We start from the raw sequence: 24,812 nt of genomic DNA on the forward strand, positions 1-24,812 counted from the left end.
AACTGTTGATGACCTATTGCGTTGGAATGAAGATTGATCGCGGCCTTGTGTTTATGTCCGATACCCGGACAAATGCGGGCCTCGACAATATCTCGAAATTCTCGAAAATGCGGAGCTGGACCAAGCCGGGCGAGCGCGTGATCGTGCTCCTGTCGGCAGGCAATCTTGCCACGACGCAAGCCGTTGCGAGCCTGCTTGAAGAGCGCATGAAGGCACCGGAAGAGCGCCATCCTTCGATATTCGAAGCGCCATCCATGTTTCAGGTTGCGCGGCTTATTGGTGATACGGTCAAAGAAGTCATCTCAAATTCGGCCACTGGTGGTCAGAATGCGGATGCATTCGGTGCATCCTTCATTCTGGGTGGGCAGATCAAGGGCGGTCAGCCGCGCCTTTTTTATATCTATCCCGAAGGCAACTTCATCGAGAGTTCAGATGACACGCCGTTTTTCCAGATTGGCGAAAACAAATACGGCAAGCCCATTCTGGTACGGGCCTATCAGCCTGAAATGAGTTTTGAAGACGCGGTGAAACTGCTGTTGGTTTCGTTCGATTCAACGCTGAAGGCTAATCTCTCGGTTGGTCTGCCACTCGATATGCAGATCTATGAAAGCGACGATCTAAAGCGCGGTGAGCATCGCCGCTTTGAAGCGACCGATCCTTACTATCAGACTGTGTCTGAGAGCTGGTCCGAGGCGCTGAAATCGGCACTCGAACAATTACCTTCTTTCAGCTTCGAGAAATAAAGAGCAAGCCGGGCGTTTTATCACCCGGCTTTTTTTGTTTTAGTCCTTCGTCACTGTTGCAACATAGTTGGCATCCGCCACCATGTTGAAATTGTGAACGTTGGAAGCCGTTACAGCCGTTTCGATCTGCTGATAGATGACAGTGATCGGGCTATCTTCCTGAAATTTCTTTTGAAGATCGTGATACATGGCTTCGCGCTTGGCTGTATCGCGCTCCTCTGCTGCGGCCATTGTTTCCGCTGTCAGCTCGGGAATATCCCAAGAGGCCTGCCAGGCCGTGGTCCGCAAGTTCACCTCATCACCATTATTCGGGTTGTTGGTAAAGGTGACTGCATTTGTATGCGGGTCCCAATAGTCTGGTCCCCAGATGCCAAGCGCCATCTGATGCTTGCGCGCACGGACCTTGGTTGTCGTGAGCTTACCATCGCCCTGCAAAATTTCGACATTCACCCCGGCCTTCGCCATGGTTTGCTGGATGCTTTCTGCGATGCCGACATAAGGCTGAGAGTTGCGAACATCAAGCGTGATACTGATGCCATCCTTTAGTCCAGATTTTTCAAGCAGTTCTTTCGCTTTCGCAACATCATACTTGAACGGCTTGTCGTCAGTAGCACCAAACATGCCGAGCGGCAGGAATGACTGATGCGTACGGCCGATACCTTTGATCAGCGTGGCTTCAATCGTATCGTAATCAATCAGATACTTCAGTGCCTGACGCACTTCCGGCTTGGCCAGTTCTGGCACATTCTGGTTTGCGCTCAGAAAGTAGATACGGCCTTTCGGAGCGTTGATGACGCTGAACTTACTGTCCTTGCCAAGCTCCTCGATGTCGCCCGGTTCAAGATTGCGTGCAATATCAATATCACCTGCCTGAAGCAGCAAGCGTTGCGACATGCCTTCCTTCACATGACGATAGATGACGCGCTTCATCTCAGGCTTCGCGTCTGTATAATTGTCGTTGCGCTCAAGCAGCAGCACCTCATTGGCGCGCCATTGCTTGACGGAAAACGGGCCGGAACCGGCATAACCGTTCTTCAGCCATCCATAACCAAAATCCGTTTCATATGGATTGGTATCGGTCTTTTCGATTTTCTGTTCGTGTTCCTTCACCAGTTTGCTGTCAACGATAGACGCAACACTGGAGGTCAGGCAGTTGAGAACGAAGCTTGGTGCAAAGGCTTTGCCAGTGGTGAAAACAAAAGTCTTATCGTCAACGGCGACCACATTCTGATCGACATTTTCCCGCGTGATACCGAACTGGCTCAATATGAATGCCGGGCTCATGTCGAGCTTGATCGCGCGTTGAATAGAGTAAGCGGCGTCCTGTGCGGTAATCGGATTGCCTGATGCAAATTTCAAACCGTCTCGGATTTTGAACGTGATCGACTTACCGTCGTCTGAAAATGTCCAGCTCTCAGCAATCTGCGGAATGATCTTCGTCGGGTCTTTGGTGTCGGTCGTCACCAGGCGCTCATAAGTGCTGGTGAGCATTTCCGATGTTGTGATTTCAAAAATTTCTGCCGGATCGAGCGAAATGACATCATCGATGCTCATCGCGATCACAAGCGTGTCCGCTGGCGTGGCAGCTTCAACAGCCTTAGGCGAGGCCGAGAGGCAAAGCGCAAAGGCAAGTGCTGCCGGAATGCTCGCACGCATCATTCGTGTCGCGACGACATTCTTATTCAAGCTGAAAAAGGAGGTTTGAGTGTTGGCTTTCATGCGGTGTCCCTCTGGAGATCAAAGCCTATCAAGGCAAATGATCGTCAATGCTCATTGCGTATCCGTCGCGTCTCCCCAGACAGCGACTCTCAAGCACGCGCGAGCATTAGATTCCGTTTTTTGAGGGGGCACAATGGCGGGAATAATTTAGCCGCAAAATAAAAACGGCTGGAAAATCCAGCCGTTTATCTGATGCTTTGGAAGAAATTATCCGAAGACTTTAAAGCGGTCGGCATCGTCCATAAATGCCTTTTCGCCGAACGGCTGTTCGTTCGAACCGAAAGGCATCTGCGCACGCAGTTTCCACGAGGCTGGAATGTTCCAGGTCTTGGCAACTTCTGCATCGATCAGCGGATTGTAGTGCTGAAGGCTTGCACCGATACCTGCATTGGCAAGAGCGGACCAAACCGACAGCTGAGCCATGCCGCCAGCCTGTTCAGACCAGACTGGGAAATTGTCTGCATAAAGCGCGAAATTTTCCTGAAGACCCTTAACGACGTTCTGGTCTTCAAAGAACAGAACTGTACCCGCGCCAGCTGCGAAGCTGTCGAGCTTGGCTTCAGTCTGAGCAAATGCGTCCGCAGGAACGATCTTGTGAAGCACTTCCTTGGCGATGTTCCAAACCTTGTCGCTTTCGGCGCCAAACAGCACAACTGCGCGCGAGCTCTGGGAGTTGAATGACGATGGCGAATGCTTGATGGCTTCGCGGATCAGTTCGGCGACGGAGTCCTGGGAGAGGGGAAGCGTCTTGCCAAGAGCATACTGTGTGCGGCGCTTCTTAAGGGATTCGATATAGCTGTTGCTCATCATCAATGTCCTGTTGTTCTGCGATTCTTTGCTGCGAACAAATCGCAGCGAGTGGGAAAACTTGTTGCAAATATTGTGATTTTCACACGAGGCGCCAGCCCGTGTTTCTGAAACACACTGTCAACAAATAGGGATGGACAGTCGTATAATTGTCATCCTTTGGTGAACCAAAGTTGCTACGTTTTGGCTGTCTTTAGGATTTTTTCTTTCCCGCCGGTTTAAAATCTGATCAAATTAGTAGGAAACAAGGGAATGCCCAAAATAACGGGTCGATGGATGCGATATCCGTAAACCAGCGATGGGCAATGAGGTCACGATAATTTGAAGTCAGTTATTATTATTGGTGGTGGTGCGAGCGGTGTTTTGATGGCCGCGCAGTTGCTTGGACAATCGTCAGATACAAGCGTCCGCATATTCGAGCGATCAGGTGATATCGGGACAGGGATCGCCTATTCAACACAAAACCCCAACCATCTTTTAAATGTTCGCGCCAGTAATATGAGCGCTTTTCCGGATAAGCCGGATCACTTTTTAAACTGGCTCACAAGCAACACCGAAACGCTCAGTGTAAGCGAATGGCAGCCGCAATCTTTTGCACCGCGCGCATTTTACCGGCTTTATCTCCAAAACTTGCTGCAGCCATATCTGACGAGTGAACAGCAGCGTCTTTTCATCGAGAGTTCCGAAGTTTCAGATGTCGCGATTGAAAGCGGCCGTCCGCAGGTCACGAGCTCATCAGGTGAGCGTTTTCCTGCCGATGCCGTTATCATCGCGACAGGAAACGAAGCCGCAATTGCAACATCCGGAAATCATGTAACCGAATATTGGTCCAGCAATGGATATTTCGACATTCCGTCGAATGATTCAGTCGCTATTCTTGGCACTGGCCTATCCATGGTCGATAGCGTGATTTCGTTGCTCGATAGTGGACATAAGGGTGAGATCCACGCAATTTCACGACGCGGACTGCTACCGGCACGCCACGCACCGGCAGATGCTATGTCGATAGACGCAGAACAACTTCCCGTCGCTGATGGTTTGCCCGCTCTGCTGCGTGATGTTCGGCATATGATTGATCAGCGGGAAAACGAAGGCAAAAGCTGGCGCGACGTTATTGACGGATTGCGACCGCATACGAAAAATATCTGGTCTAGATTGCCGATCAGGCAACGCCAGAGTTTTTTGCGTCACTTGCGACCGTGGTGGGACGTGCATCGCCATCGAATGGCGCCCGTCATAGCAGATCGCATTGAAGCTGCACGACAGTCAGGGCAACTAACAATCATTGCCGCACACCTCGTTTCCGTCAAAAACCAGGCAGAGCACATTTCCATTCTTTACCGACAACGTCGCGGGCTAGCGATAGAAAAGCTTGATGCAGCGACGATCATCGATTGCCGTGGCGGTAGTTCCCGCTTTTCAACCACGCGCAACTCTGCGCTGATCAGCCTGATGGAAAACGGCTTGGCAAAGCCGGACGCGCTGGATCTTGGTCTTGACGTCACTGCGGATCTGCAAGTTCTCAATGCGCGGGGAGAACCTTCAGGGCCGATCTTTGCCATCGGACCAGTGACCAAAGGCATCTATTGGGAAGTGACGGCTGTGCCTGATATCCGTGTGCAAGCTGATCGTCTGACGAAAGTCCTTCTTGAAGGTTAGGAATCACTCATAAATATCGATAATCCCTGCAACCGGCACTTGTCATTCAGATGCAAAATTTACGCGGCAATATGTCCAGGAAAAAGCTGATATGTGGAAAACCCATACCAAAGACGCGCATTTCCTGGCCATTTGCAGACTAAAATGATTCAAATCATTGCGATAAGCCATTGAAAGCTATTGCCATAATAACCGCTAGCCGGTCATAATAATGACATCGGAATATATGATTCCACTCGACAACTTACCGGAGCGTTTCTGTTGCTGTTTTCTTGAGCGGTGCCTGCTTCGGATCAACCAAGATTTCGGTTTAGGAGGCCTTTAGCGCATGACGATGGACGGCAGAATGCTTTTTTTGCTAGTCCTTCTTCCCTTTCTTGGCAGCGCTATAACAGGTCTATTCAGAGGCGTTGATCGTACAGGATCAGCCTGGTTCACCGCAGCGATCGCAATGGTCGCATTCGTTATAACGGCAAGCCTTTATCCTATCGTTTCAGATGGTGGTGTCATTCGTGGCACAATCGAGTGGCTGCCTGCTTACGGCCTCAACATCACGTTGCGAATGGATGGCTTTGCATGGCTGTTTGCCATGTTGATTACCGGCATCGGCTTGCTGGTCGTCATTTACGCACGCTATTACATGTCGCCGGAAGACCCGGTCCCGCGCTTCTTTTCTTTCCTGCTGTCCTTTATGGGCGCGATGCTCGGCGTAGTGCTTTCGGGCAATATCATTCTGCTCGCAGTCTTCTGGGAACTTACCAGTATTTTCTCATTCCTACTCATCGGCTACTGGTATCAGAATGCCAGCGCCCGCGATGGCGCACGTATGGCACTCACCGTTACAGGTATTGGTGGATTCTGTCTGCTCGCAGGCGTGCTGCTATTGGGTCACATCGTTGGAAGCTACGATCTCGACAAGGTTCTTGAAGCCGGAAATGTCGTTCGCACGCACCCGCTTTATGTTGTAGCGCTTGTTCTCATTCTTCTGGCCGCATTCACGAAAAGCGCGCAGTTCCCGTTCCATTTCTGGCTGCCAAATGCGATGGCCGCCCCAACGCCAGTTTCGGCCTATCTGCATTCCGCGACAATGGTGAAAGCAGGTGTATTTCTGCTTGCGCGCTTGTGGCCGGTTTTTGCTGGCACTGAAGAATGGTTTTGGATACTCGGCCTCGCTGGCTTGACCACGTTGTTGATCGCGAGCTTCTTCGCTGTATTTCAGCAAGACCTCAAAGGCTTGCTTGCCTATTCGACCATCAGCAATCTTGGTCTCATTACAGCGCTTTTGAGCCTTGGTAGTCCGCTCGCTGCTGTGGCTGCGATCTTCCACATGGTCAACCATGCGATCTTTAAAGCATCGCTCTTCATGGCGGCTGGCATTATCGATCATGAAACCGGCACGCGCGATATGCGGAAGCTTAGCGGCTTGGCCCGAGCGATGCCCTACACGGCAACGCTGGCAATGGTTGCCAGTGCATCGATGGCCGGTGTTCCGCTGCTTAATGGCTTTATTTCCAAGGAAATGTTTTTTGCCGAAGCCGTTGAAACGCACATGGCTTCGTGGCTCGACACGATCACGCCTTATGTTGCAACGCTGGCAGGCATTTTCACGGTCGCCTATTCGATCCGTTTCATCTATTCGACCTTCTTTGGACCGCCGCCACACGACTTGCCAAAAGAGCCGCATGAGCCGCCGCATTGGATGCGCCGTCCAATCGAGCTGCTGGTTCTGCTTTGTCTGCTTATCGGCATCATTCCAGCCCTGTCTATCGGTCCGTTCCTGCATTCAGCTGTTCTCTCAGTGCTTGGCGATGCTACACCGCAATATAGTCTCTCGGTCTGGCATGGCTTCAACCTACCACTGATGATGAGCTTTGTTGCGATGATCGGCGGTATCATCCTGTTCTGGGCGCTGAAAAACTATCTTGCGACGAGTGAAGATGGTCCTCCATTGTTCCGTCACCTGCAGGGCCAGCGTATTTTCGAGCGCGTGCTTGTCACGCTTTCATGGAACTGGGCTCGTAAGGCTGAAAGCTTCTTCAGTACACGACGTCTGCAACCGCAGCTGCGTATTGTTGTTGCTGTTGCACTGGTCGCAGCCGCATGGCCAATTCTCGAAGACGGTATCCATGCCGGAATGCTGGGTGCTCAGCCTGTCGATCCGATTTTCGCAGGTCTATGGATATTGGGTGGAGCCTGCGCGATTGGTGCAGCCTATCAGGCAAAATATCATCGCCTTGCAGCTCTTATACTCCTCGGCGGCGCTGGCCTGATCACCTGCATCACCTTCGTTTGGCTTTCTGCGCCTGATCTTGCAGTTACACAGCTGCTGGTGGAAATCGTCACAACGGTTCTGCTCCTGCTTGGCCTTCGCTGGCTGCCAAAACGTTGGGAAGATCCAGATCCGATCCCTGTCAAGTTTGGTCCACGTCTGCGCCGCTATCGTGACTTTGCGCTGGCGATTGGCAGCGGGGTCGGTGTTTTCATCATTTCCTATGCCATGATGACCCGTCCATCGCCTTTGAGCATCGGTGATTACTTCTTGCAGAACGCCTATTCAGGCGGCGGCGGTAAAAACGTGGTCAACGTTACTCTGGTTGATTTCCGCGCCTTCGATACCTTTGGCGAAATTGCCGTTCTTGGCATTGTGGGTCTCACAGTCTTCGCATTGCTGCGTCGTTTCCGTCCTGCACCAGACAGCACCGGTTCAACCGCGCAGCAGAAGATTCAGGACGCCTATGATGAGGCGATGGAAGACCGCGAGAAGGGCGAAACGCTCACCGATTATCTCGCAGTACCGTCCGTAATCATGCAGTGGCTTTTCCCGGTCATCATCGTGCTTGCAGTCCATCTGATCATGCGCGGTCATGATCTGCCGGGTGGCGGGTTTGCAGCGGGTATTACTTTGGCAATCGCGTTTATTCTGCAATATCTGGCAGCTGGTACGCGTTGGGTGGAAGATCACCTGCGCATCCTGCCGGTACGCTGGATCGGCGTGGGTTTGCTTGTTTCGGCCGCGACAGGGGCTGGCGCCTGGATATTCGGTTATCCGTTCCTGACATCGTATTTCCAGTATGCCGACATTCCAAATATCGGGAAAATGCCGATTGCGAGTGCGCTTCTGTTTGATATCGGCGTATTTGCTCTGGTCGTGGGTGCCACAGTTCTGATGTTGATCGCGCTGGCTCACCAGTCCATCCGTAAACACCGTGTCGAAAAACTAGCCGCTGCGAAGGAGGAGAACTGATGGAACTTGTTCTCGCTATAGCTATCGGCGTTCTTATGTCGTCCGGCGTTTGGCTAATTCTGCGCCCCCGTACGTTCCAGGTAGCCATAGGTCTGGCGCTCGTCTCCTATGCGGTCAATCTGTTCATCTTTTCGATGGGTCGCTTGCGGACCAATGCACCACCAGTGCTTGACTCCGGTATCAATGTTCAGGCGGCTCAATATACCGACCCAGTGCCACAAGCACTGGTGTTGACTGCTATCGTTATCGGCTTTGCAATGACCGCACTTTTCCTTGTCGTGTTGCTCGCATCGCGCGGAATGACACGTACCGACCATGTCGACGGCAAGGAGAATTGATGATGGATTGGAAATCGCACCTCATCGTCGCTCCCATTCTCCTGCCGCTGGTAACGGCTGCATTGCTGCTGATGTTCGACGAACGCAAGCGCAAGCTGAAGATGGCGATCAACTCGATCTCCATCATAGGCCTGATTGTCATCGCCTTCACATTGCTGGGTGTCGCGAGCGATAAAGCGCCGGCAGCCGATGTTTATCTGATCGGTAACTGGCCAGCTCCATTCGGCATCGTTCTGGTTCTGGACAGGCTTGCTGCGCTCATGCTGGTGCTGACAAGTGTGCTCGCAATGGCAGCGCTCAGCTTTGCGCTGGCGCATTGGCACAAGGCCAGTCCGAATTTCCATACGATCTTCCAGCTGTTGCTGATGGGGTTGAACGGCGCTTTCCTGACAGGCGATCTATTCAACCTGTTCGTCTTCTTTGAAGTCATGCTGGCAGCGTCCTACGGCCTGGCGTTGCATGGCTCTGGCCCGGCACGCGTTAAAGCTGGCATGCATTATATTGCAGTCAATCTGGTTGCATCGTCCCTGTTCCTGATCGGCGTCAGTCTGATTTATGGTGTCACCGGAACGTTGAATATGGCCGACCTTGCGCAGAAGATTGCACAGGTTACGCCAGAAGATCGTATGCTATTGGAAGCAGGTGCTGCCATCCTTGCCGTCGCCTTCCTGGTGAAGGCGGGTATGTGGCCACTCAATTTCTGGCTCGTACCCGCATATACGGCTGCCGCTGCTCCAATTGCCGCGATCTTTGCAATTATGAGTAAGGTCGGCATTTATGTACTGCTGCGTCTTTCGCCGCTTATGTTCGGCATAGGAGCAGGGGACTCTTACGGCTTCGGCAGTGACTGGCTTTATTACGGCGGCATGATCACACTGGCCTTTGGCCTTATCGGCGTTGTCGCTTCGCAGGCCATGGGCCGTCTCGCAAGCTACAGCATTCTGGTTTCTTCGGGCACGCTGTTGGCAGCTATTGGCAGTGGTAATACCGCTATGACCGGCGCTGCACTCTTCTATATGGTCAGCTCGACACTGACGATTGCCGCATTCTTCCTGCTGATCGAGCTGGTCGAGCGCGGACAGGATGCGGCTGCAAACGTTCTCGCTGTTACCATGGAAGCCTATGGTGACGATGAAGAAGAGGACGATGAAGAGGAAGTCGGCGTTGTCCTGCCTGCAACGCTTGCCATCCTCGGAACCTTTTTTGCTATCGTGGCAATTCTGCTGATCGGCCTGCCGCCGTTCTCGGGATTTATTGCCAAGTTCCTGATACTCGCAGCCGTTTTCAATGGCGATGGGACAGCACCAACACTGGCCATGCCTGTCAGCCCGGCAAGCTGGGCGCTGATCGCGCTTATTCTTCTATCTGGTCTGTCGGCTTTGATTGCGATGACCCGTACCGGCATACGCACCTTCTGGGCATCGCTTGAAGGTAATGTCCCGCGCGTTCTCGTCCGCGAAGTTGTGCCAATCGCCGGTCTTCTGGCCGTGTGTCTGGCGCTCACAATCGCAGCTGGCCCGGCCATGCAATATATGGATGCAACGGCTCGATCATTGCATAGTCCAAAAGATTATATCGATAGTGTCCTGAATGCGCCTCGTGTGGGCCGTGAAACAGTGGAGGTAAAATGAGAAAAATTCTACCTTTCCCGCTGCTCTTCGTTTCGCTGATCATCTTTTGGCTTCTGTTGAACGGGTTTACACGCGCGCAGCTGATCCTCGGCGTTTTCATTGCGCTGTTTGCCTGCCATGCAATGACAGCACTTCAGCCGCAGAAGAACCACTTGCGCTCTGTACCAACCATAATCTGGCTGTTTGGCGCCGTAAGCCTTGATATTCTCACATCAAACCTTGCTGTGGTGAAACTGATCTTGTCGCCCCGTAAGGAGCGTCATCCAGGCTTCGTTGTTATTCCGCTCGATCTGGAAAACAGAACCGCCCTTGCGGTGCTTGCATGCATCATTACGACGACGCCCGGCACTGCCTGGGTGGATTACAACGTAGCGCGCAAGGCTTTGACAATCCATGTTCTGGATCTGGAAGATGCAAAGGCTTGGCGGACAACGATCAAGCAACGTTATGAGCAGCCGCTTATTCGCATATTCGGAGCAAGAGACATCGTAAAAGAGGAGCAATCGGCATGAGCGCAGTTATTCTTTTCTGGTCGCTGCTCGCTGCACAAGTCATGCTGATTGCTGCAATGGGCTGTGCTGTTTATCGCCTGCTTATCGGTCCGCGCGCGCAGGACCGCGTGCTTGCTACCGATGCGCTTTATCTCAATGCTCTTCTTCTGCTGCTCACATTTGGTATGCGAACTGGCAGCGTTATCTATTTTGAAGCCGCACTGATTATTTCGCTACTCGGTTTTGTTGCAACGGTAGCGCTTGCCAAATTCCTGATGCGCGGGGAGGTGATCGAATGATCGGAGCTGCTGATCTGCCCGTCTGGGCTGCAATCATTATTTCGTTTTTTCTTGTCGCCGGTGCTTTCCTGACGCTCGTCGGATGTATTGGACTTGTTCGTTTTAAGAGTTTTTATGAACGCATTCATGCACCAACGATCGGTTCTTCGTTCGGCGCAGGTGGAATCTTGATCGCTTCCATCATGTTTTTCTCCATCTTGCAATCCAAGCCGATTCTGCATGAAGTGTTGATTACCGTCTTTGTGGTCATCACAACGCCGGTAACGCTCATGTTGCTGAGCCGTGCGGTGATTCATCGTGATCAAACGCAGGACAGCAAAGAGCTCCCTTCATCTTCCGACCAGAAGTGATGGTTGGAAGCGTTGGCTTGAAGCATTTGGAGGAGTGCTAAGGGCTGCGGCCAATTGTCCTTATGCGCCTTGCATCCAGACATGCGGATTGAAGGTTCAGGTCATTTGAATTATCTGAATTTCAGTAATTTCTGAAAGTTCAGAATTTACGGGAGAGAGAACTTGGAATTATCGCCAATTGTTCAGTCGTTTGTTCTCCACTTTGGAGAGATGGGTAGCCGCTGGGGCATCAACCGCACGGTTGGGCAGATCTATGCGTTGCTCTATCTATCGTCTGAACCCCTGTGTGCGGATGATATTGTTGATGCGCTTGGTGTTTCACGCTCCAACGTCTCGATGGGTATCCGCGAGTTGCAGGGCTGGAATCTTGTGCTGCTGAAGCACATACCCGGTGATCGCCGTGACTTCTTCACGACGCCGGGTGATGTGTGGGTGATTTTGCGAACGCTTGCCGAAGAGCGCAAGAAGCGCGAGATCGATCCGACCTTGTCCGTACTGCGCGAAGTTCTGATGGAACAGCCGCAGGACGCTGGCGACCGTTATGCGCAAGATCGCATGAAGGACATGTATGCGCTGATCGAGCGGCTTACCAACTGGTACGACGACGTCAAGAAACTCGATACCGACAGATTGACCAGCCTTCTGGCGCTCGGCGCCAAGGTTACCCGCTTTCTGGAAACGACCGATAGGATCGTGGCTCTGGGACGCGGAAGAACAGCGGCCAAGAAGGAGCCTAAACGCGAGTGAAACCCGTTGCCCCCCGAACGGAAGAAACGGCACAACAAGACGGCGAAACTCCTGGCGACAAACGTCGCCCGCCTCGTCGTCCAGTTCCGGCTCTGCTCAAAACGGGGGCTAGGTTTCAGGCAGTGGCAGCACTTTTATGGCTGCCACAAGCCGCACTTCTCGCCTATGGCGTAGGCTATCTGGCCGATACTGGTTTTGACGCCACCATCTATTATCTGGCTGCCGGATTGTTTCTTATAGGTTGCTTACGCAGCCTGCTCGATGCACGCGGCGCAACCAAGGCTTTCGACGCAGCTCGCAGTGAGCTTGCCAGCTTACGCGAAAAGGCAGTCATCGCCTTATCCAAACGCTCTCCACTTGATACATCGCGTCCATCTTCCGGCGAAGCCGCCAGCATATTGGCCGAGCAGGCCGAGATGGTCGTTCCTTATCTCTCTCGTTTTGTGCCTGTGCGTATTCGCGTGATGCTGGTTCCACTGGCGATACTAGCAGTTGTCCTGTGGTTTTCATGGATAGCTGCGCTCATTCTGCTCATTGCCGCACCTCTGATCCCGATTTTCATGGCGCTCATTGGCTGGCGCGCAAAGGCTGCCAGCGAAAAACAACTCGTCGCTTTAGGCGATATGAATGGCTTCCTGCTTGATCGTCTACGTGGCCTTGCAACAATCCGCAGCTTCCATGCTGTGGATATGACCGCAACACGTTTGCGCGACAATGCCGAGACTTTGCGTCGCAAAACGATGATCGTTCTGCGCATCGCATTCCTCTCATCCGCAGTCCTCGAACTGTTTGCTGCCTTGGGTGTCGCCATGGTTGCCGTATATATCGGTTTCCATCTGCTCGGCCCTCTGGATTTCGGTGCATGGGGGCACAAGCTCACACTTGCGGAAGGCTTGTTCATTCTTCTGCTTTCGCCAGCATTCTTCGAGCCTCTGCGTGATCTGTCGGCTGTCTGGCATGATCGCGCTTCGGGTGAAGCGGCAATTGATGCTCTAGAACAGCTTGCAAAGCATGAAATGCCAGTGGTGGGTGGTATCAAGCCTGTTGGCGAAGTTACAAACGAACCCTCGGTGATGGTGCGGAATGTCCGGTTTCGCTATGCTGCGGGCACCGCAGATATATTCAACAGTTTCAATCTTGATATCGAGCCAGGCGAGCATGTGGCTCTGCTTGCGCCAAGTGGGTATGGCAAATCGACCTTGCTGGCCCTGATCGCAGGTCTGGCCGCACCACAGGAAGGCGAAGTCCGGGTTGGGAATATCGCTTTGAGCGATGAAACTGCTGCTGCAATTCGCACCCGCATGAGCTGGGTGGGTCAAAAGCCGCATATTTTCGCGGGGAGCGCCCGGTATAACATCAGTTTAGGCCGCGATGCTGATGTGATGAAAACATCATCAATCATCAATCAGATGGCACTGAGCCATGTCGCAGGTGTCACCGGCTCCGGAGTTATCGGCGAAAACGGCGCAGGCCTTTCAGGCGGCGAAGCGCTGCGATTAGCGCTCGCACGGATCGCCGTCGATGATCATGCAGACATTATTCTTGCCGATGAGCCAACCGCGCATCTTGACCAAGAAACAGCAGGCCGCATCGCCGACAGTCTGGTTAGTCTCGCCAAAGGCAAGACGCTGATTATCTCCACGCATGACGAGAAACTCGCTAGCCGTATGGATCGGATCGTCCGGCTTGATGATCTGAGCGCAAATGCACAGCTCTGGCAGAAGAGGGCAGCAGAATGAACGGCCTTCAATCACTTCGTCCGATCCTTCAGCTCTTTTTCCGCACAAAGGGTAAAGCACTTTATGCAGGCATAGCGGCAGCCACCGCGACAGTTCTGGCAGGCATAGCGTTGCTCGGCCTATCAGGTTGGTTCATCACAGCCACTGCGATTGCTGGTCTTAGCGTTGCAACAGCGGTCGTGTTTGATGTTTTTGCACCTGCTGCGGGCATTCGGCTGCTTGCCATTCTTCGTACTGGCGCGCGCTATCTTGAACGCCTCGTCACGCATGATGCGACGCTTGCAATTCTTGCAGCGCTCCGCGAAAAACTGTTTCGCGCCTGGGCGCGGCCTGCCGCAGCCAGCAGCTTGCTCAAAAGGCCTGCTCGGCTTCTCTTCAGGCTGACAGCGGATATCGACGCACTCGACTCCCTCTACCTGCGCGTGCTTGTTCCGGCAGGTGCAGCACTCGCAACAGCCTTTGTTGCTGGTATTGCACTTGGCCTCATGCATCCGCTTTACGGATTGGTCATCGCGCTGACATTGCTTTGTGTCGGTCTTGGATTGCCACTTGTTGCGGCCAAACGCTCAGAGAAACCGATGCGCCAACGCGCCAAAGGAACTGAAGCCCTGCGTGCGCGAACTGTCGATCTGGTGGCAGGTCAAACCGAACTCGTCATGGCCGGGCGCATGGATCATCAGAACGCCACGATCATGCGTGCCGATAGCTACATTGCCTCAAGTGACCGGATACTTAATCGTATCGAAGTTTCGACCGGGGCAGGGCTAGGCATTCTTCATGCAGGGCTCCTTGCCGGTGGTTTAATTGGCACTGGCTTGCTGATGCAGGCGGGCCTAATCAATGCGCCTGTCGCAGCACTTGGACTGTTGATAATCCTCGGTGCGATGGAACCCTTTGCTGCGCTAAGACGCGGTGCAATGGAACTCGGCCGCACTATACTCGCAGCGCGTCATGTTGCTCCGGCACTCCATGCGACGGATGCAATTCAAATGCTCACTTTGCCTGGCGAACGCGTTGCGGTCCAGCTTGAGAATGTAACTGTCCGCCACGAGGGCTCCAGCACAAAAGCGCTCAATGCCATTAATTTGAATATCGCGACTGGCGAACACGTTGCGCTTATCGGAACCAGTGGGGCCGGTAAATCCACGCTGTTTAACATGCTTGCGGGCGAAATTCGGGCCGAAAGCGGTGAGATTTACGTCCTTCCTGCACGGCTTCTCACACAGCGCACCGAGCTTTTCAAAGACAGTCTTCGAAACAATCTCAAGCTCGCAAAACCTGATGCCACCGATGCTGATTTGAATGCCGCATTGGAAGCTGCAGGGCTTGGCGAGTTTATGAATACCCAAGCCGAAGGACTGGATACAGTTCTGGGTGAGGGGGGACTGGGGCTTTCTGGCGGTCAGGCCAGACGCCTTGCTTTGGCTCGCCTGTTTCTGACCGACGCTCCGCTGTGGCTTCTGGATGAACCCACGGAAGGGCTTGATCAGGCAACCGCTGAGGATGTGCTTCGCCGCCTCAGTGAACAGGCAAAGGGCCGTAGCCTGTTGATAGCAACGCATATTCAGCGCGAGGCACAGATTTGTGATCGAGCGATTGTTTTGGATCAAGGCGTGCTGGTTCAATCGGTGAACAAAGGAGAGCCGTCGTTTGGCACAACCCTCAATTCCTTGAGGTGAAATTTGAGTAGGGGGGCTGTTTGCTGATATCATATCAGTGACAGCTCGTAACATCAGGAGGGCCGGATTTGCCGGCTTAAAGAGATGGAATTCGATATTGTCTCCCTGTCGCGATTGCAGTTTGCAATCACGGCACTTTATCACTTCCTCTTCGTACCTCTGACATTGGGTCTGTCCGTGCTGCTTGCCATCATGGAAACCGTATATGTTATGACCGGAAGACTCATCTGGCGGCAGATGACGAAATTCTGGGGTACGCTGTTTGGTATCAACTTCGTTATGGGCGTCGCAACCGGCGTTGTGATGGAATTTCAGTTCGGCATGAACTGGAGCTATTACAGCCATTATGTCGGCGACATTTTCGGAGCGCCGCTGGCAATTGAAGGCATGATGGCCTTCTTCCTTGAAGCGACCTTCGTTGGCCTGTTCTTCTTCGGCTGGGATAAACTGTCCAAAGTGGGCCACCTTATGGCCACTTATGCAGTCGCCGCCGGTTCCAATTTTTCTGCGCTTTGGATTCTGATTGCGAATGGCTGGATGCAAAATCCGGTTGGTTCGGCTTTCAATCCAGAAACCATGCGCATGGAAATCACCGATTTCTTCGCAGTTCTGATGAACCCGGTTGCGCAGGCGAAATTCGTGCATACGGTTTCGGCTGGCTATGTAACCGCTTCGATTTTCGTGCTCGGTGTTTCGGCCTGGTATTTGCTGAAAGGCCGTTCCACCGAACTCGCCAAGCGGTCGATGACAGTTGCTGCATCCTTTGGTCTTGCAGCGTCGCTTTCTGTTGTCGTTCTGGGTGACGAAAGCGGTTATCTCGCCAACGAACATCAGAAGATGAAAATCGCGGCAATCGAAGCCATGTGGGAAACAGAGCCAGCTCCGGCTTCGTTCACAGCGTTTGGTTTCCCTGACCAGGAATCCCGCGAAACCCATTATGCCGTGCATATTCCTTGGGTTATGGGTCTGATTGGAACACGCTCGCTGACAACGCCGATTGAAGGTATTGAACAGCTTGTCGGGAACGCTGAGGGCCATATCCGCAAGGGTATTATTGCCTATGACGCGTTGCAGCAGATCCGCGCTGCGGGCGATACAAATGCTGTGTCACAAGAGGTGAAAGATACCTTTGCCGATAACAGTCAGTGGATGGGCTACGCGCTTCTTCTCAAGCGTTATGTCGATGATCCACGTCAGGCAACGGATGCGCAGATTACGCAGGCTGCGAACGATACTGTTCCCGGAGTTCTGCCGCTGTTCTGGGCCTTCCGCATCATGGTGGGTATCGGATTCTTCCTGATCCTGCTGACCGGCACATTCTTCGTGCTTTCAGCGCGCCGTGCGCTGGATCGTCATCGGTTCCTGCTGAAAGTCGCAGTCTTTGCCATTCCGCTTCCATGGATTGCAGCTGAAATGGGCTGGATTGTTGCCGAATTCGGGCGACAGCCATGGATTATTGAAGGCATTCTGCCAACCGCAGTCGCCGTCTCCAATCTTGGTGCTTCGACGGTTCTCTTCACCATTGTCGGCTTTGTCGCGATCTACACGGTCCTGTTCATCATCGAGATGGGCCTGATGCTGCGCGCGATCAAAGCCGGACCTGAACCCGACAGCAAACCGGAAGCAAAGCTCGCCCCTGCAAGCATTGCGCCAGCGGAGTAAAGATCATGATACTCAGCGATTTGTTGGACTATGAAACACTGCGCATCATCTGGTGGGTGCTGCTAGGGGTATTGTTGATCGGCTTTGCCGCAATGGATGGTTTCGACCTTGGTGTCGGTACACTTTTGCCATTCATCGGCAAAACCGACATCGAACGCCGTGTCATCATCAACACCATTGGCCCTGTCTGGGAAGGCAATCAGGTTTGGCTGATCCTTGGCGGCGGCGCAATTTTCGCCGCCTGGCCACCACTTTATGCGGTGTCCTTCTCTGGCTTCTATCTGGCGATGTTCGCCATATTGTTCGCACTCATTCTGCGTCCGGTCGGCTTCAAATTCCGCTCCAAGCGGGACAGCGTGGCTTGGCGGACAGGCTGGGACTGGGCATTGTTCATCGGCGGTTTCGTGCCATCGTTGATCTTCGGTGTTGCCGTCGGCAATGTGCTTCAAGGCGTGCCGTTCCGCTTTAATGACGATCTCCAGATCTTCTACGACGGAACGTTCTTCGGCTTGCTCAATCCGTTTGCACTTCTCTGCGGTGTAATTTCATTGACCATGCTTATTATGCACGGTTCCGCATGGCTTGTTCTGAAGACAACGGGCGTCGTGCAAGCGAGAGCCCGTGCCTATGGCAGCGTCGCCGCACTGCTCACCAGTGTTCTTTATGTCGTTGCCGGTGTCATCAGCTGGTATTGGGTTTCGGGCTATAAGATCACCAGTGCCGTCGTTACCGGTGGGCCATCCAACCCACTACGCAAGGCTGTCGAGCTTGATCATGGTGCATGGTTCGTCAACTATATGAACTATCCGGTATTGCTGATCGCGCCAGCTCTGGGCATCCTGGGGCCATTGCTTCTGTTTGTTCTGTTCCGCAGCAAACGTGAAGTGGCACCATTGCTTATCGGTAAGCTGTCGATCTTCGGCATCATCTCATCGGTTGGCGTTTCGATGTTCCCATTCATCCTGCCATCGTCAGCCGATCCACGGTCAAGCCTGACAGTTTGGGATGCATCGTCGAGCCATATGACCCTGTTCATCATGCTGGTGGTGACGCTTATCTTCCTGCCGCTCATCGTCGCTTATACGTCGTGGGTCTACAAAGTCCTGTGGGGCAAGGTCGAACAGCGCGACATCGAGGATGAAAGCAACCACGCTTATTAATGTATCTGCGAGCGCTTTTAGCCCGCATAACCCCAATCAAGAAAGGAGAGCAAGATGTGGTATTTTTCCTGGCTTCTGGGCCTGCCGCTTGCTGCAGCTTTCGCAGTTCTGAATGCCATGTGGTACGAGTTGATGGATGACAGGGCGCGAAAGCGCCTTGCCGGAGACCCGACCGCCGATCTGGCGCGCGAAGGCAACAAGCATCACTGAATTGAGAAAAGCGGTCCGGAAACGGGCCGCTTCTTTTTGGTATCACGATACCGATTGAGCGACACAGCACATGATGCATCTGTGGACAAAATGCCTCATCCGACGATCATTATTGCTTCTAGAGGTTTGGCAAGCGCTCGAATAGTACCAATCAGTACTGATGTTATCGTCAATTATGCGCAATAATATTGCGTTCTCGGCATCAAATATTGCCAGATAAAACACATATAAAAACAGTCGTATAAGCTTGTTTCGGGAAGGGGCATACACCTTCATTCGGCCCACTGAGAACGCTTTCGGAATTCAAGCCCTGACGCCTTTGAAGAATAATCTTGCTTTATTCTGAAACCCGTTCCACCCTGACCAAAGTGAAATCGGAGGAGGAAACCGGCTTCACGTCGCATGGGAGGAAATGAAGCTGATCTCATCTGGATTGGCTCTCGGCTGCAGTTAAAGCTCGCAGCCGGAACAAAACGCAATTTCTCCCGTTCGACATTTTGTGCAAGTTTACGAGGAACACCTGCATGAGCGATGATGTCGTACTTTCTCTGCATGTCCCAGAACCGGAGTGGCGTCCTGGCGATGCTCCAGATTTCTCCCACGTTAAAATTCCGCGGGCAGGGAGTGTCAGACGTCCGGAGATCGACGAAAAGCCGGAAGCCATGCGCGATCTGGCTTTCAGTATCATCCGTGTGCTGAACCGTGATGGCGAGGCGGTTGGCCCCTGGGCGGGTACGCTGACTGATGATGAGCTGAAAGACGGTCTCCGCCACATGATGATCCTGCGTGCTTACGATGCCCGCATGATGATGGCGCAACGACAGGGTAAAACCTCGTTCTATATGCAGCATCTGGGTGAAGAGGCGGTCAGTTGCGCGTTCCGCAAGGCGCTGCGTAAAGGCGACATGAATTTCCCGACTTATCGGCAGGCAGGGCTTCTCATCGCAGACGACTACCCGCTCGTCACCATGATGAACCAGATTTTCTCCAATGAGCAGGACCCGCTTAAAGGTCGCCAGTTGCCGGTGATGTATTCCTCGAAAGAGCATGGCTTCTTCACCATTTCCGGCAATCTTGCCACGCAATACACGCAGGCTGTGGGCTGGGCGATGGCTTCGGCCATCAGCCATGACACCAAAATTGCAGCTGCATGGATTGGCGACGGCTCGACCGCTGAAAGTGACTTCCACGCGGCACTTGTTTTTGCATCCACCTATAAAGCACCGGTGGTGATGAATATCGTCAACAACCAATGGGCAATCTCAACATTTCAGGGCATTGCACGCGGTGGTTCTGGCACTTTTGCGGCGCGTGGACATGGCTTTGGCATTCCGTCACTTCGCGTAGATGGCAACGACTATCTTGCGGTTCATGCGGTTGCGAAATGGGCAGTCGAACGCGCACGCCGTAATCTAGGCCCGACTATCATTGAATATGTCACCTATCGCGCTGGCGGGCATTCGACGTCTGACGATCCTTCCGCTTATCGTCCAAAGGCCGAAAGCGATGCGTGGCCTCTTGGTGATCCAGTCTTGCGGCTCAAAAACCACCTTATCCTGCGTGGCGTATGGTCTGACGAACGGCACAAACAAGCAGAAGCGGAAATTCTGGATCTGGTCGTCAGTGCACAGCGCGAAGCAGAAGCTATCGGCACGCTTCATGATGGTCGCAAGCCGTCGATGCGCGACATGTTTGAAGATGTGTATGCCGAAACACCGCCGCACCTTATTCGCCAACGTCAGGAGGCGGGGTTCTAATCATGACAAAACTAACGATGATTGAGGCGATTCAGAACGCCCACGACATTGCCATGGAGCGCGACCAGAAAGTCGTCGTGTTCGGCGAAGACGTTGGTTACTTCGGCGGCGTTTTCCGCTGCACAGCCGGTTTGCAGAAGAAATACGGCAAAGAACGGTGCTTCGATGCACCAATCAGCGAGCTCGGCATTGTCGGCACCGCGATTGGCATGGCGTCTTACGGCTTGCGTCCATGCATTGAAGTGCAGTTCGCTGACTATGTCTATCCGGCCTATGACCAGATTGTTTCGGAAGCCGCGCGCCTTCGCTATCGTTCTGCGGGCGAGTTTACCTGTCCTATTGTTATCCGTATGCCTTCAGGCGGTGGCATTTATGGTGGGCAGACGCACAGCCAAAGTCCGGAAGCGCTTTTCACCCATGTTTCCGGTCTGAAGACCGTGATGCCTTCAACGCCTGCCGATGCCAAAGGCCTGCTGCTGGCAGCAATTGAAGATCCCGATCCGGTCATCATGTTTGAGCCGAAGCGCCTTTATAACGGACCTTTTGACGGACATCACCACAAGCCCGTCACTTCTTGGAAAAAGCATGAGCTGGGCGAAGTGCCAGAAGGCTACTATACCGTGCCGCTTGGCAAGGCTGCAATCCGACGTGAAGGCAGCGATGTGACTGTTCTGGCCTATGGCACGATGGTTCATGTGGCATTAGCAGCGACTGAAGAAACCGGCGTCGATGCCGAAGTGATCGACCTGCGCACGCTGCTCCCGCTCGACACGGAAACAATTATGACTTCCGTCAGGAAGACCGGACGTTGCGTCATCGTTCATGAAGCAACACTGACCTGCGGTTACGGCGCCGAGCTTGCGGCACTCGTGCAGCGCGAATGTTTCTATCATCTCGAAGCACCGATCATCCGCGTGACGGGCTGGGATACGCCATACCCACACGCGCAGGAATGGGCTTATTTTCCGGGGCCAGATCGTGTCGGTCGTGCACTCGTTTCAATCATGGAGGCTTAAATGGCTCATTTTGCGATCAAGCTCCCTGATGTTGGCGAAGGCGTTGCAGAGGCTGAACTTGTCGAATGGCATGTTAAGGTTGGTGATATCGTCCGGGAGGACGATCTGCTCGCTGCCGTCATGACTGATAAGGCAACAGTTGAAATCCCTTCCTCGCGCAGCGGTAAAGTCATCGCGGTGAATGGCGAAATCGGCGAGAAAATTGCTGTTGGCTCCGAACTGGTTCGCCTTGAAATAGAAGGTGGAAGCAGCGAACAAAAATCGGAAGCACCAGAACCTGTAGCTGCCGCGCCTGCTGAATCCCTCACGCCGCCATCAGCCAGCGCGGAAGCGCCTGTGCTGTTACAGACGCCGGTTCCACCTAAACCTGTTGCGCAGAAAAAAGAAACCTCAAGCCGGGCTTTTGCCGGTGCTGGGCCAGTGCGCGCAGAAGGTGAAAAACCGCTGGCAACACCATCGGTCAGGTTGCGCGCACGCGACGCAGGCATTGATTTAAGACGTGTCAAAGGTAGCGGCCCTGCCGGGCGCATTACGCATGAAGATCTGGACGCCTTTTTTCAGACTGAGAGCGGAGCCGCGTCTCCAGTGTCGGGTTATGTTGTAGACACCTCGATCAACGAGATCAAGGTCATCGGCCTGCGGCGCAAGATTGCAGAGCGTATGGCCGAAGCAAAACGCCATATTCCGCACATTACTATCGTTGAAGAAGTGGATGTGACACAGCTTGAAGACCTCCGCACGGGGCTTAACAATGAGAAGAAGGAAGGGCGTCCGCGCCTGACCTTGCTGCCATTCGTTATCCGCACAATCGTCAAGGCAGTCAAAGAACAGCCTGGTCTAAACGCACATTTCGATGATGAAGCAGACATTATTCGCCAGTTTGGCGGTGTGCATGTGGGCATTGCCACCCAGACGCCAAACGGTCTTATCGTGCCGGTAGTTCGCCACGCAGAAAGCCTTTCTGTATTTACCGCAGCATCGGAACTTGTCCGAGTGACGGAAGCAGCGCGCAACGGCACAGCCAAGCGCGAAGAACTGACAGGCTCGACTATAACCATCACGTCATTGGGGCCACTAGGCGCCATCGCAACAACGCCGATTATCAACCGGCCCGAAGTGGCGATTGTCGGCATCAACAAAATGGCCGTGCGCCCGATGTGGGACGGCACACAATTTGTTCCGCGTAAAATGATGAACCTGTCGTGCAGTTTCGACCATCGCGTTATCGATGGATGGGATGCGGCAGTATTCGTGCAGAAGCTGAAGAGCCTGCTTGAAACGCCTGCGATGATTTTTGTAGAGGGCTGATCGGATGAGTGAGATTTCCTGCAAACTTCTGATCATTGGCGGCGGTCCCGGCGGTTATGTCTGCGGTATTCGCGCAGGCCAGCTTGGTATCGATACGGTTCTGGTCGAAAAGAAGCGGCTGGGCGGTACCTGTCTGAATGTCGGCTGCATACCGTCCAAAGCTGTTATCCATGCCGCTGACGAGTTTCATCGCCTCACGACATTCGCGTCTAAAGGCGCGCTTGGCATCACAGCTGAAAGTCCTAAGATCGATTTTGCCAAAACGCTCGAATGGAAAGACGGCATCGTCAATCGCCTGAACAGCGGTGTCGCCGGACTTCTGAAACGCTCCCGCGTGCGAATGTTCCAGGGGCAGGCGCGTTTTATGGATGGTAAAACCGTTGTGGTGGATACCGATACCGGACGCCAGACTATCCATGCCGAGAACATCGTGATCGCAACAGGATCTGTGCCGGTTGAAATTCAGTCTCTGCCTTTTGGCGGCAATGTCATCTCCTCAACGGAAGCGCTTTCACTCGATAAGATCCCTGAAAAGCTTGCCATTGTTGGCGGTGGCTATATCGGGCTCGAAATCGGTACGGCTTTGGCAAAGCTTGGTGCAAAAGTCACCGTCGTTGAAGCCACTGATCGCATACTGCCGCAATATGATGCAGAGCTGACACGCCCGATCATGGCACGGCTGAAAGCACTCGGCGTTGAAGTGCTGACGAACACGTCTGCCAAAGGCTTATCCACCGATGGGAAAGCGCTGGATGTGTTGCTGGCTGATGGCGAGACGCATTCAATTCCTGCTGACAGGATTCTGGTCACGGTTGGCCGCAAGCCACAAACCGATGGCTGGGGTTTGAGCGAAATCCGGCTCGATATGGACGGCCGCTTTATCCGCATCGATGACAAATGCCGCACATCGATGCGCGGTGTTTATGCCATCGGCGATGTAACAGGTGAGCCCATGCTTGCGCATCGGGCTATGGTACAAGGCGAAATGGTTGCTGAAATCATCGCGGGTGGCAAACAGGCCTGGGATAAGCGCTGTATCCCGGCAGTCTGCTTTACTGATCCTGAGATCGTAACAGTCGGCCTGTCTCCTGATGAAGCGCGCAAGGCAGGTCATAATATCCAGACCGGCATTTTCCCGTTTCAGGCCAATGGACGTGCGATGACTATTGAGCGGGAGGATGGCTTTATTCGGGTTGTTGCCCGCGCTGATAACCACCTGATACTTGGCATTCAGGCCGTGGGTGTAGGGATTTCCGAGCTGTCATCCGCCTTTGCGCTTGCTGTTGAAACAGGCACACGCCTTGAGGATATAGCAGGAACGATCCACGCCCATCCGACCCTTGGTGAAGGCTTTGCCGAGGCCAGCATGAAAGCACTCGGCCATGCGCTTCATATTTAGAGCATGTCTCTAGCCCGAAACCGGCTTCCACTTTGGGTAGACAAGCTTTAGTCCTTTGATTTGCGCTCGTACCGCCATACAAAAATGGCGGCACCGGCAATCATGGCAGCAAGCGCAAACCATGTGATTGCATAAGAAAGATGGTTGTTGCGGAAGGTAACAACCGTCAGTCCGCCAATGGGCACATTGCCAGGATTGGATTTGGCATCTGCATCAACGAAATAGGGCGCGACTGTCCCCAAACCTTCTTTTTCAGCGAAAGCTTTGACATCACGCGAATTCCAGTCATTGCGGGCAGGGTCGTTGGGACGCAGGAAGAAGCCATCAGGCTCCGGCATACGCAGAAGACCAGTTACGGTCGTTTCACCTGCGATTTGCGTTTCTACGCGTGAAGATGGATCGCGCTTGGTATCCGGAATGAAGCCACGATTGATGAAGGTCAGCGTACCATCATCTGAACGCAACGGCGTCAGCACCCAAAAGCCTGAACCGCGTTCGGTCAGCGCACGAACCAGCACTTCCTTGTCATTGAGGTAAGAGCCGGTCAGCGTAACATGCCGGTATTCGTCATCGGCCTGATTGACATTGGCCCAGTCGTCTTTGCCCGGAGCAGCGACCGGCTCCGCATGAACGCGCGCATCAACGCGGGCAATCAGATCAAGCTTCCATTGCAGACGCTCCACCTGCCAGATGCCAAGGCTCAGAAACAATGCGAAAAACAGCGCCCCCAGAACAGCCATGAAGCCAAGGAAGAAGCGCGATTTCTTCTTTTGCGGTGTCGAACTGGCTTGCATGGGCGTTGTCATGATTATTCCTGGGAGATGGGGGAGAATTGCTGTTTGAAATACTCCAGA

At 53.3% G+C, this 24,812-nt stretch carries 21 protein-coding genes; 18 read left to right on the forward strand and 3 right to left on the reverse strand.

What is annotated here, in order from left to right:
- The first annotated feature begins 8 nt into the window (after window positions 1–8).
- On the forward strand, window positions 9–743 hold the full coding sequence (locus tag ABWV94_RS16460) for a proteasome-type protease (protein WP_353414436.1): 735 nt from the start codon (window positions 9–11) through the stop codon (window positions 741–743).
- A 39-nt stretch (window positions 744–782) separates the two neighbouring features.
- Here ABWV94_RS16460 and ABWV94_RS16465 read toward each other — a convergent pair whose 3' ends face one another.
- Window positions 783–2,462 (reverse strand): ABC transporter substrate-binding protein, encoded by a 1,680-nt coding sequence (locus tag ABWV94_RS16465; protein ID WP_353414438.1) that lies wholly within the window; start codon window positions 2,460–2,462, stop codon window positions 783–785.
- A 207-nt stretch (window positions 2,463–2,669) separates the two neighbouring features.
- On the reverse strand, window positions 2,670–3,269 hold the full coding sequence (locus ABWV94_RS16470) for a nitroreductase family protein (RefSeq protein ID WP_007879201.1): 600 nt from the start codon (window positions 3,267–3,269) through the stop codon (window positions 2,670–2,672).
- 321 nt (window positions 3,270–3,590) lie between these two features.
- Here ABWV94_RS16470 and ABWV94_RS16475 point away from each other — a divergent pair, with 321 nt between their 5' ends.
- The 17 genes from ABWV94_RS16475 to lpdA all read left to right on the forward strand — a co-directional run bounded on the left by ABWV94_RS16475 (window position 3,591) and on the right by lpdA (window position 23,958).
- On the forward strand, window positions 3,591–4,928 hold the full coding sequence (locus tag ABWV94_RS16475; protein ID WP_353414440.1) for an FAD/NAD(P)-binding protein: 1,338 nt from the start codon (window positions 3,591–3,593) through the stop codon (window positions 4,926–4,928).
- Window positions 4,929–5,256: 328 nt separating this feature from the next.
- Window positions 5,257–8,172 carry a monovalent cation/H+ antiporter subunit A gene (locus tag ABWV94_RS16480; protein WP_007879197.1) on the forward strand — a complete coding sequence of 972 codons (2,916 nt, stop codon included), beginning with the start codon at window positions 5,257–5,259 and terminating at the stop codon, window positions 8,170–8,172.
- Window positions 8,172–8,510: a Na+/H+ antiporter subunit C gene (locus ABWV94_RS16485; RefSeq protein WP_007879195.1), complete on the forward strand. Its 339-nt coding sequence runs from the start codon at window positions 8,172–8,174 to the stop codon at window positions 8,508–8,510. The genes ABWV94_RS16480 and ABWV94_RS16485 overlap by 1 nt, the downstream gene beginning before the upstream one ends.
- Window positions 8,511–8,512: 2 nt before the next feature.
- A complete protein-coding gene (locus ABWV94_RS16490; protein ID WP_353414523.1) occupies window positions 8,513–10,141 on the forward strand; it encodes a monovalent cation/H+ antiporter subunit D in 1,629 nt (542 codons plus the stop codon).
- The gene (locus ABWV94_RS16495; protein WP_353414442.1) at window positions 10,138–10,653 is read left to right on the forward strand and encodes a Na+/H+ antiporter subunit E; all 516 of its coding nucleotides are present in this window, start codon (window positions 10,138–10,140) and stop codon (window positions 10,651–10,653) included. The genes ABWV94_RS16490 and ABWV94_RS16495 overlap by 4 nt, the downstream gene beginning before the upstream one ends.
- Window positions 10,650–10,931 carry a K+/H+ antiporter subunit F gene (locus ABWV94_RS16500; RefSeq protein WP_007879189.1) on the forward strand — a complete coding sequence of 94 codons (282 nt, stop codon included), beginning with the start codon at window positions 10,650–10,652 and terminating at the stop codon, window positions 10,929–10,931. Before ABWV94_RS16495 ends, ABWV94_RS16500 begins: the two co-directional genes overlap by 4 nt.
- The gene (gene mnhG / locus ABWV94_RS16505; RefSeq protein WP_007879184.1) at window positions 10,928–11,281 is read left to right on the forward strand and encodes a monovalent cation/H(+) antiporter subunit G; all 354 of its coding nucleotides are present in this window, start codon (window positions 10,928–10,930) and stop codon (window positions 11,279–11,281) included. The genes ABWV94_RS16500 and mnhG overlap by 4 nt, the downstream gene beginning before the upstream one ends.
- Before the next feature lie 162 nt (window positions 11,282–11,443).
- A complete protein-coding gene (locus ABWV94_RS16510; RefSeq protein ID WP_181152532.1) occupies window positions 11,444–12,028 on the forward strand; it encodes a GbsR/MarR family transcriptional regulator in 585 nt (194 codons plus the stop codon).
- The gene (cydD, locus tag ABWV94_RS16515; RefSeq protein ID WP_353414445.1) at window positions 12,025–13,767 is read left to right on the forward strand and encodes a thiol reductant ABC exporter subunit CydD; all 1,743 of its coding nucleotides are present in this window, start codon (window positions 12,025–12,027) and stop codon (window positions 13,765–13,767) included. The genes ABWV94_RS16510 and cydD overlap by 4 nt, the downstream gene beginning before the upstream one ends.
- Window positions 13,764–15,446, forward strand: coding sequence for a thiol reductant ABC exporter subunit CydC (gene cydC, locus ABWV94_RS16520; RefSeq protein ID WP_353414447.1), 1,683 nt, complete (start codon window positions 13,764–13,766; stop codon window positions 15,444–15,446). Before cydD ends, cydC begins: the two co-directional genes overlap by 4 nt.
- An 84-nt stretch (window positions 15,447–15,530) precedes the next feature.
- Window positions 15,531–17,108 carry a cytochrome ubiquinol oxidase subunit I gene (locus ABWV94_RS16525; RefSeq protein ID WP_007879171.1) on the forward strand — a complete coding sequence of 526 codons (1,578 nt, stop codon included), beginning with the start codon at window positions 15,531–15,533 and terminating at the stop codon, window positions 17,106–17,108.
- A gap of 5 nt (window positions 17,109–17,113) precedes the next feature.
- Window positions 17,114–18,268, forward strand: a complete 1,155-nt coding sequence (cydB, locus tag ABWV94_RS16530) for a cytochrome d ubiquinol oxidase subunit II (protein ID WP_353414449.1) — start codon at window positions 17,114–17,116, stop codon at window positions 18,266–18,268.
- Window positions 18,269–18,322: 54 nt separating this feature from the next.
- Window positions 18,323–18,478: a cytochrome bd-I oxidase subunit CydX gene (gene cydX, locus ABWV94_RS16535; protein WP_007879168.1), complete on the forward strand. Its 156-nt coding sequence runs from the start codon at window positions 18,323–18,325 to the stop codon at window positions 18,476–18,478.
- Between the two features lie 524 nt (window positions 18,479–19,002).
- Window positions 19,003–20,235: a 3-methyl-2-oxobutanoate dehydrogenase (2-methylpropanoyl-transferring) subunit alpha gene (locus ABWV94_RS16540; protein WP_353414451.1), complete on the forward strand. Its 1,233-nt coding sequence runs from the start codon at window positions 19,003–19,005 to the stop codon at window positions 20,233–20,235.
- A gap of 2 nt (window positions 20,236–20,237) precedes the next feature.
- Window positions 20,238–21,251, forward strand: coding sequence for an alpha-ketoacid dehydrogenase subunit beta (locus ABWV94_RS16545; protein ID WP_353414453.1), 1,014 nt, complete (start codon window positions 20,238–20,240; stop codon window positions 21,249–21,251).
- Window positions 21,252–22,559, forward strand: coding sequence for a dihydrolipoamide acetyltransferase family protein (locus ABWV94_RS16550; RefSeq protein WP_353414455.1), 1,308 nt, complete (start codon window positions 21,252–21,254; stop codon window positions 22,557–22,559). It abuts the gene before it with no gap.
- 4 nt (window positions 22,560–22,563) lie between these two features.
- Window positions 22,564–23,958 carry a dihydrolipoyl dehydrogenase gene (gene lpdA, locus ABWV94_RS16555; RefSeq protein WP_353414457.1) on the forward strand — a complete coding sequence of 465 codons (1,395 nt, stop codon included), beginning with the start codon at window positions 22,564–22,566 and terminating at the stop codon, window positions 23,956–23,958.
- Window positions 23,959–24,005: 47 nt separating this feature from the next.
- On the opposite strand, the gene ABWV94_RS16560 is transcribed toward lpdA, so the two are convergent.
- Window positions 24,006–24,764: an SURF1 family protein gene (locus tag ABWV94_RS16560; protein ID WP_353414459.1), complete on the reverse strand. Its 759-nt coding sequence runs from the start codon at window positions 24,762–24,764 to the stop codon at window positions 24,006–24,008.
- Window positions 24,765–24,812 lie beyond the last annotated feature (48 nt).

Origin of the sequence: Brucella sp. NBRC 12953 (assembly GCF_040369775.1) — a bacterium.
Taxonomy (GTDB): Bacteria; Pseudomonadota; Alphaproteobacteria; order Rhizobiales; family Rhizobiaceae; genus Brucella; species Brucella pseudogrignonensis.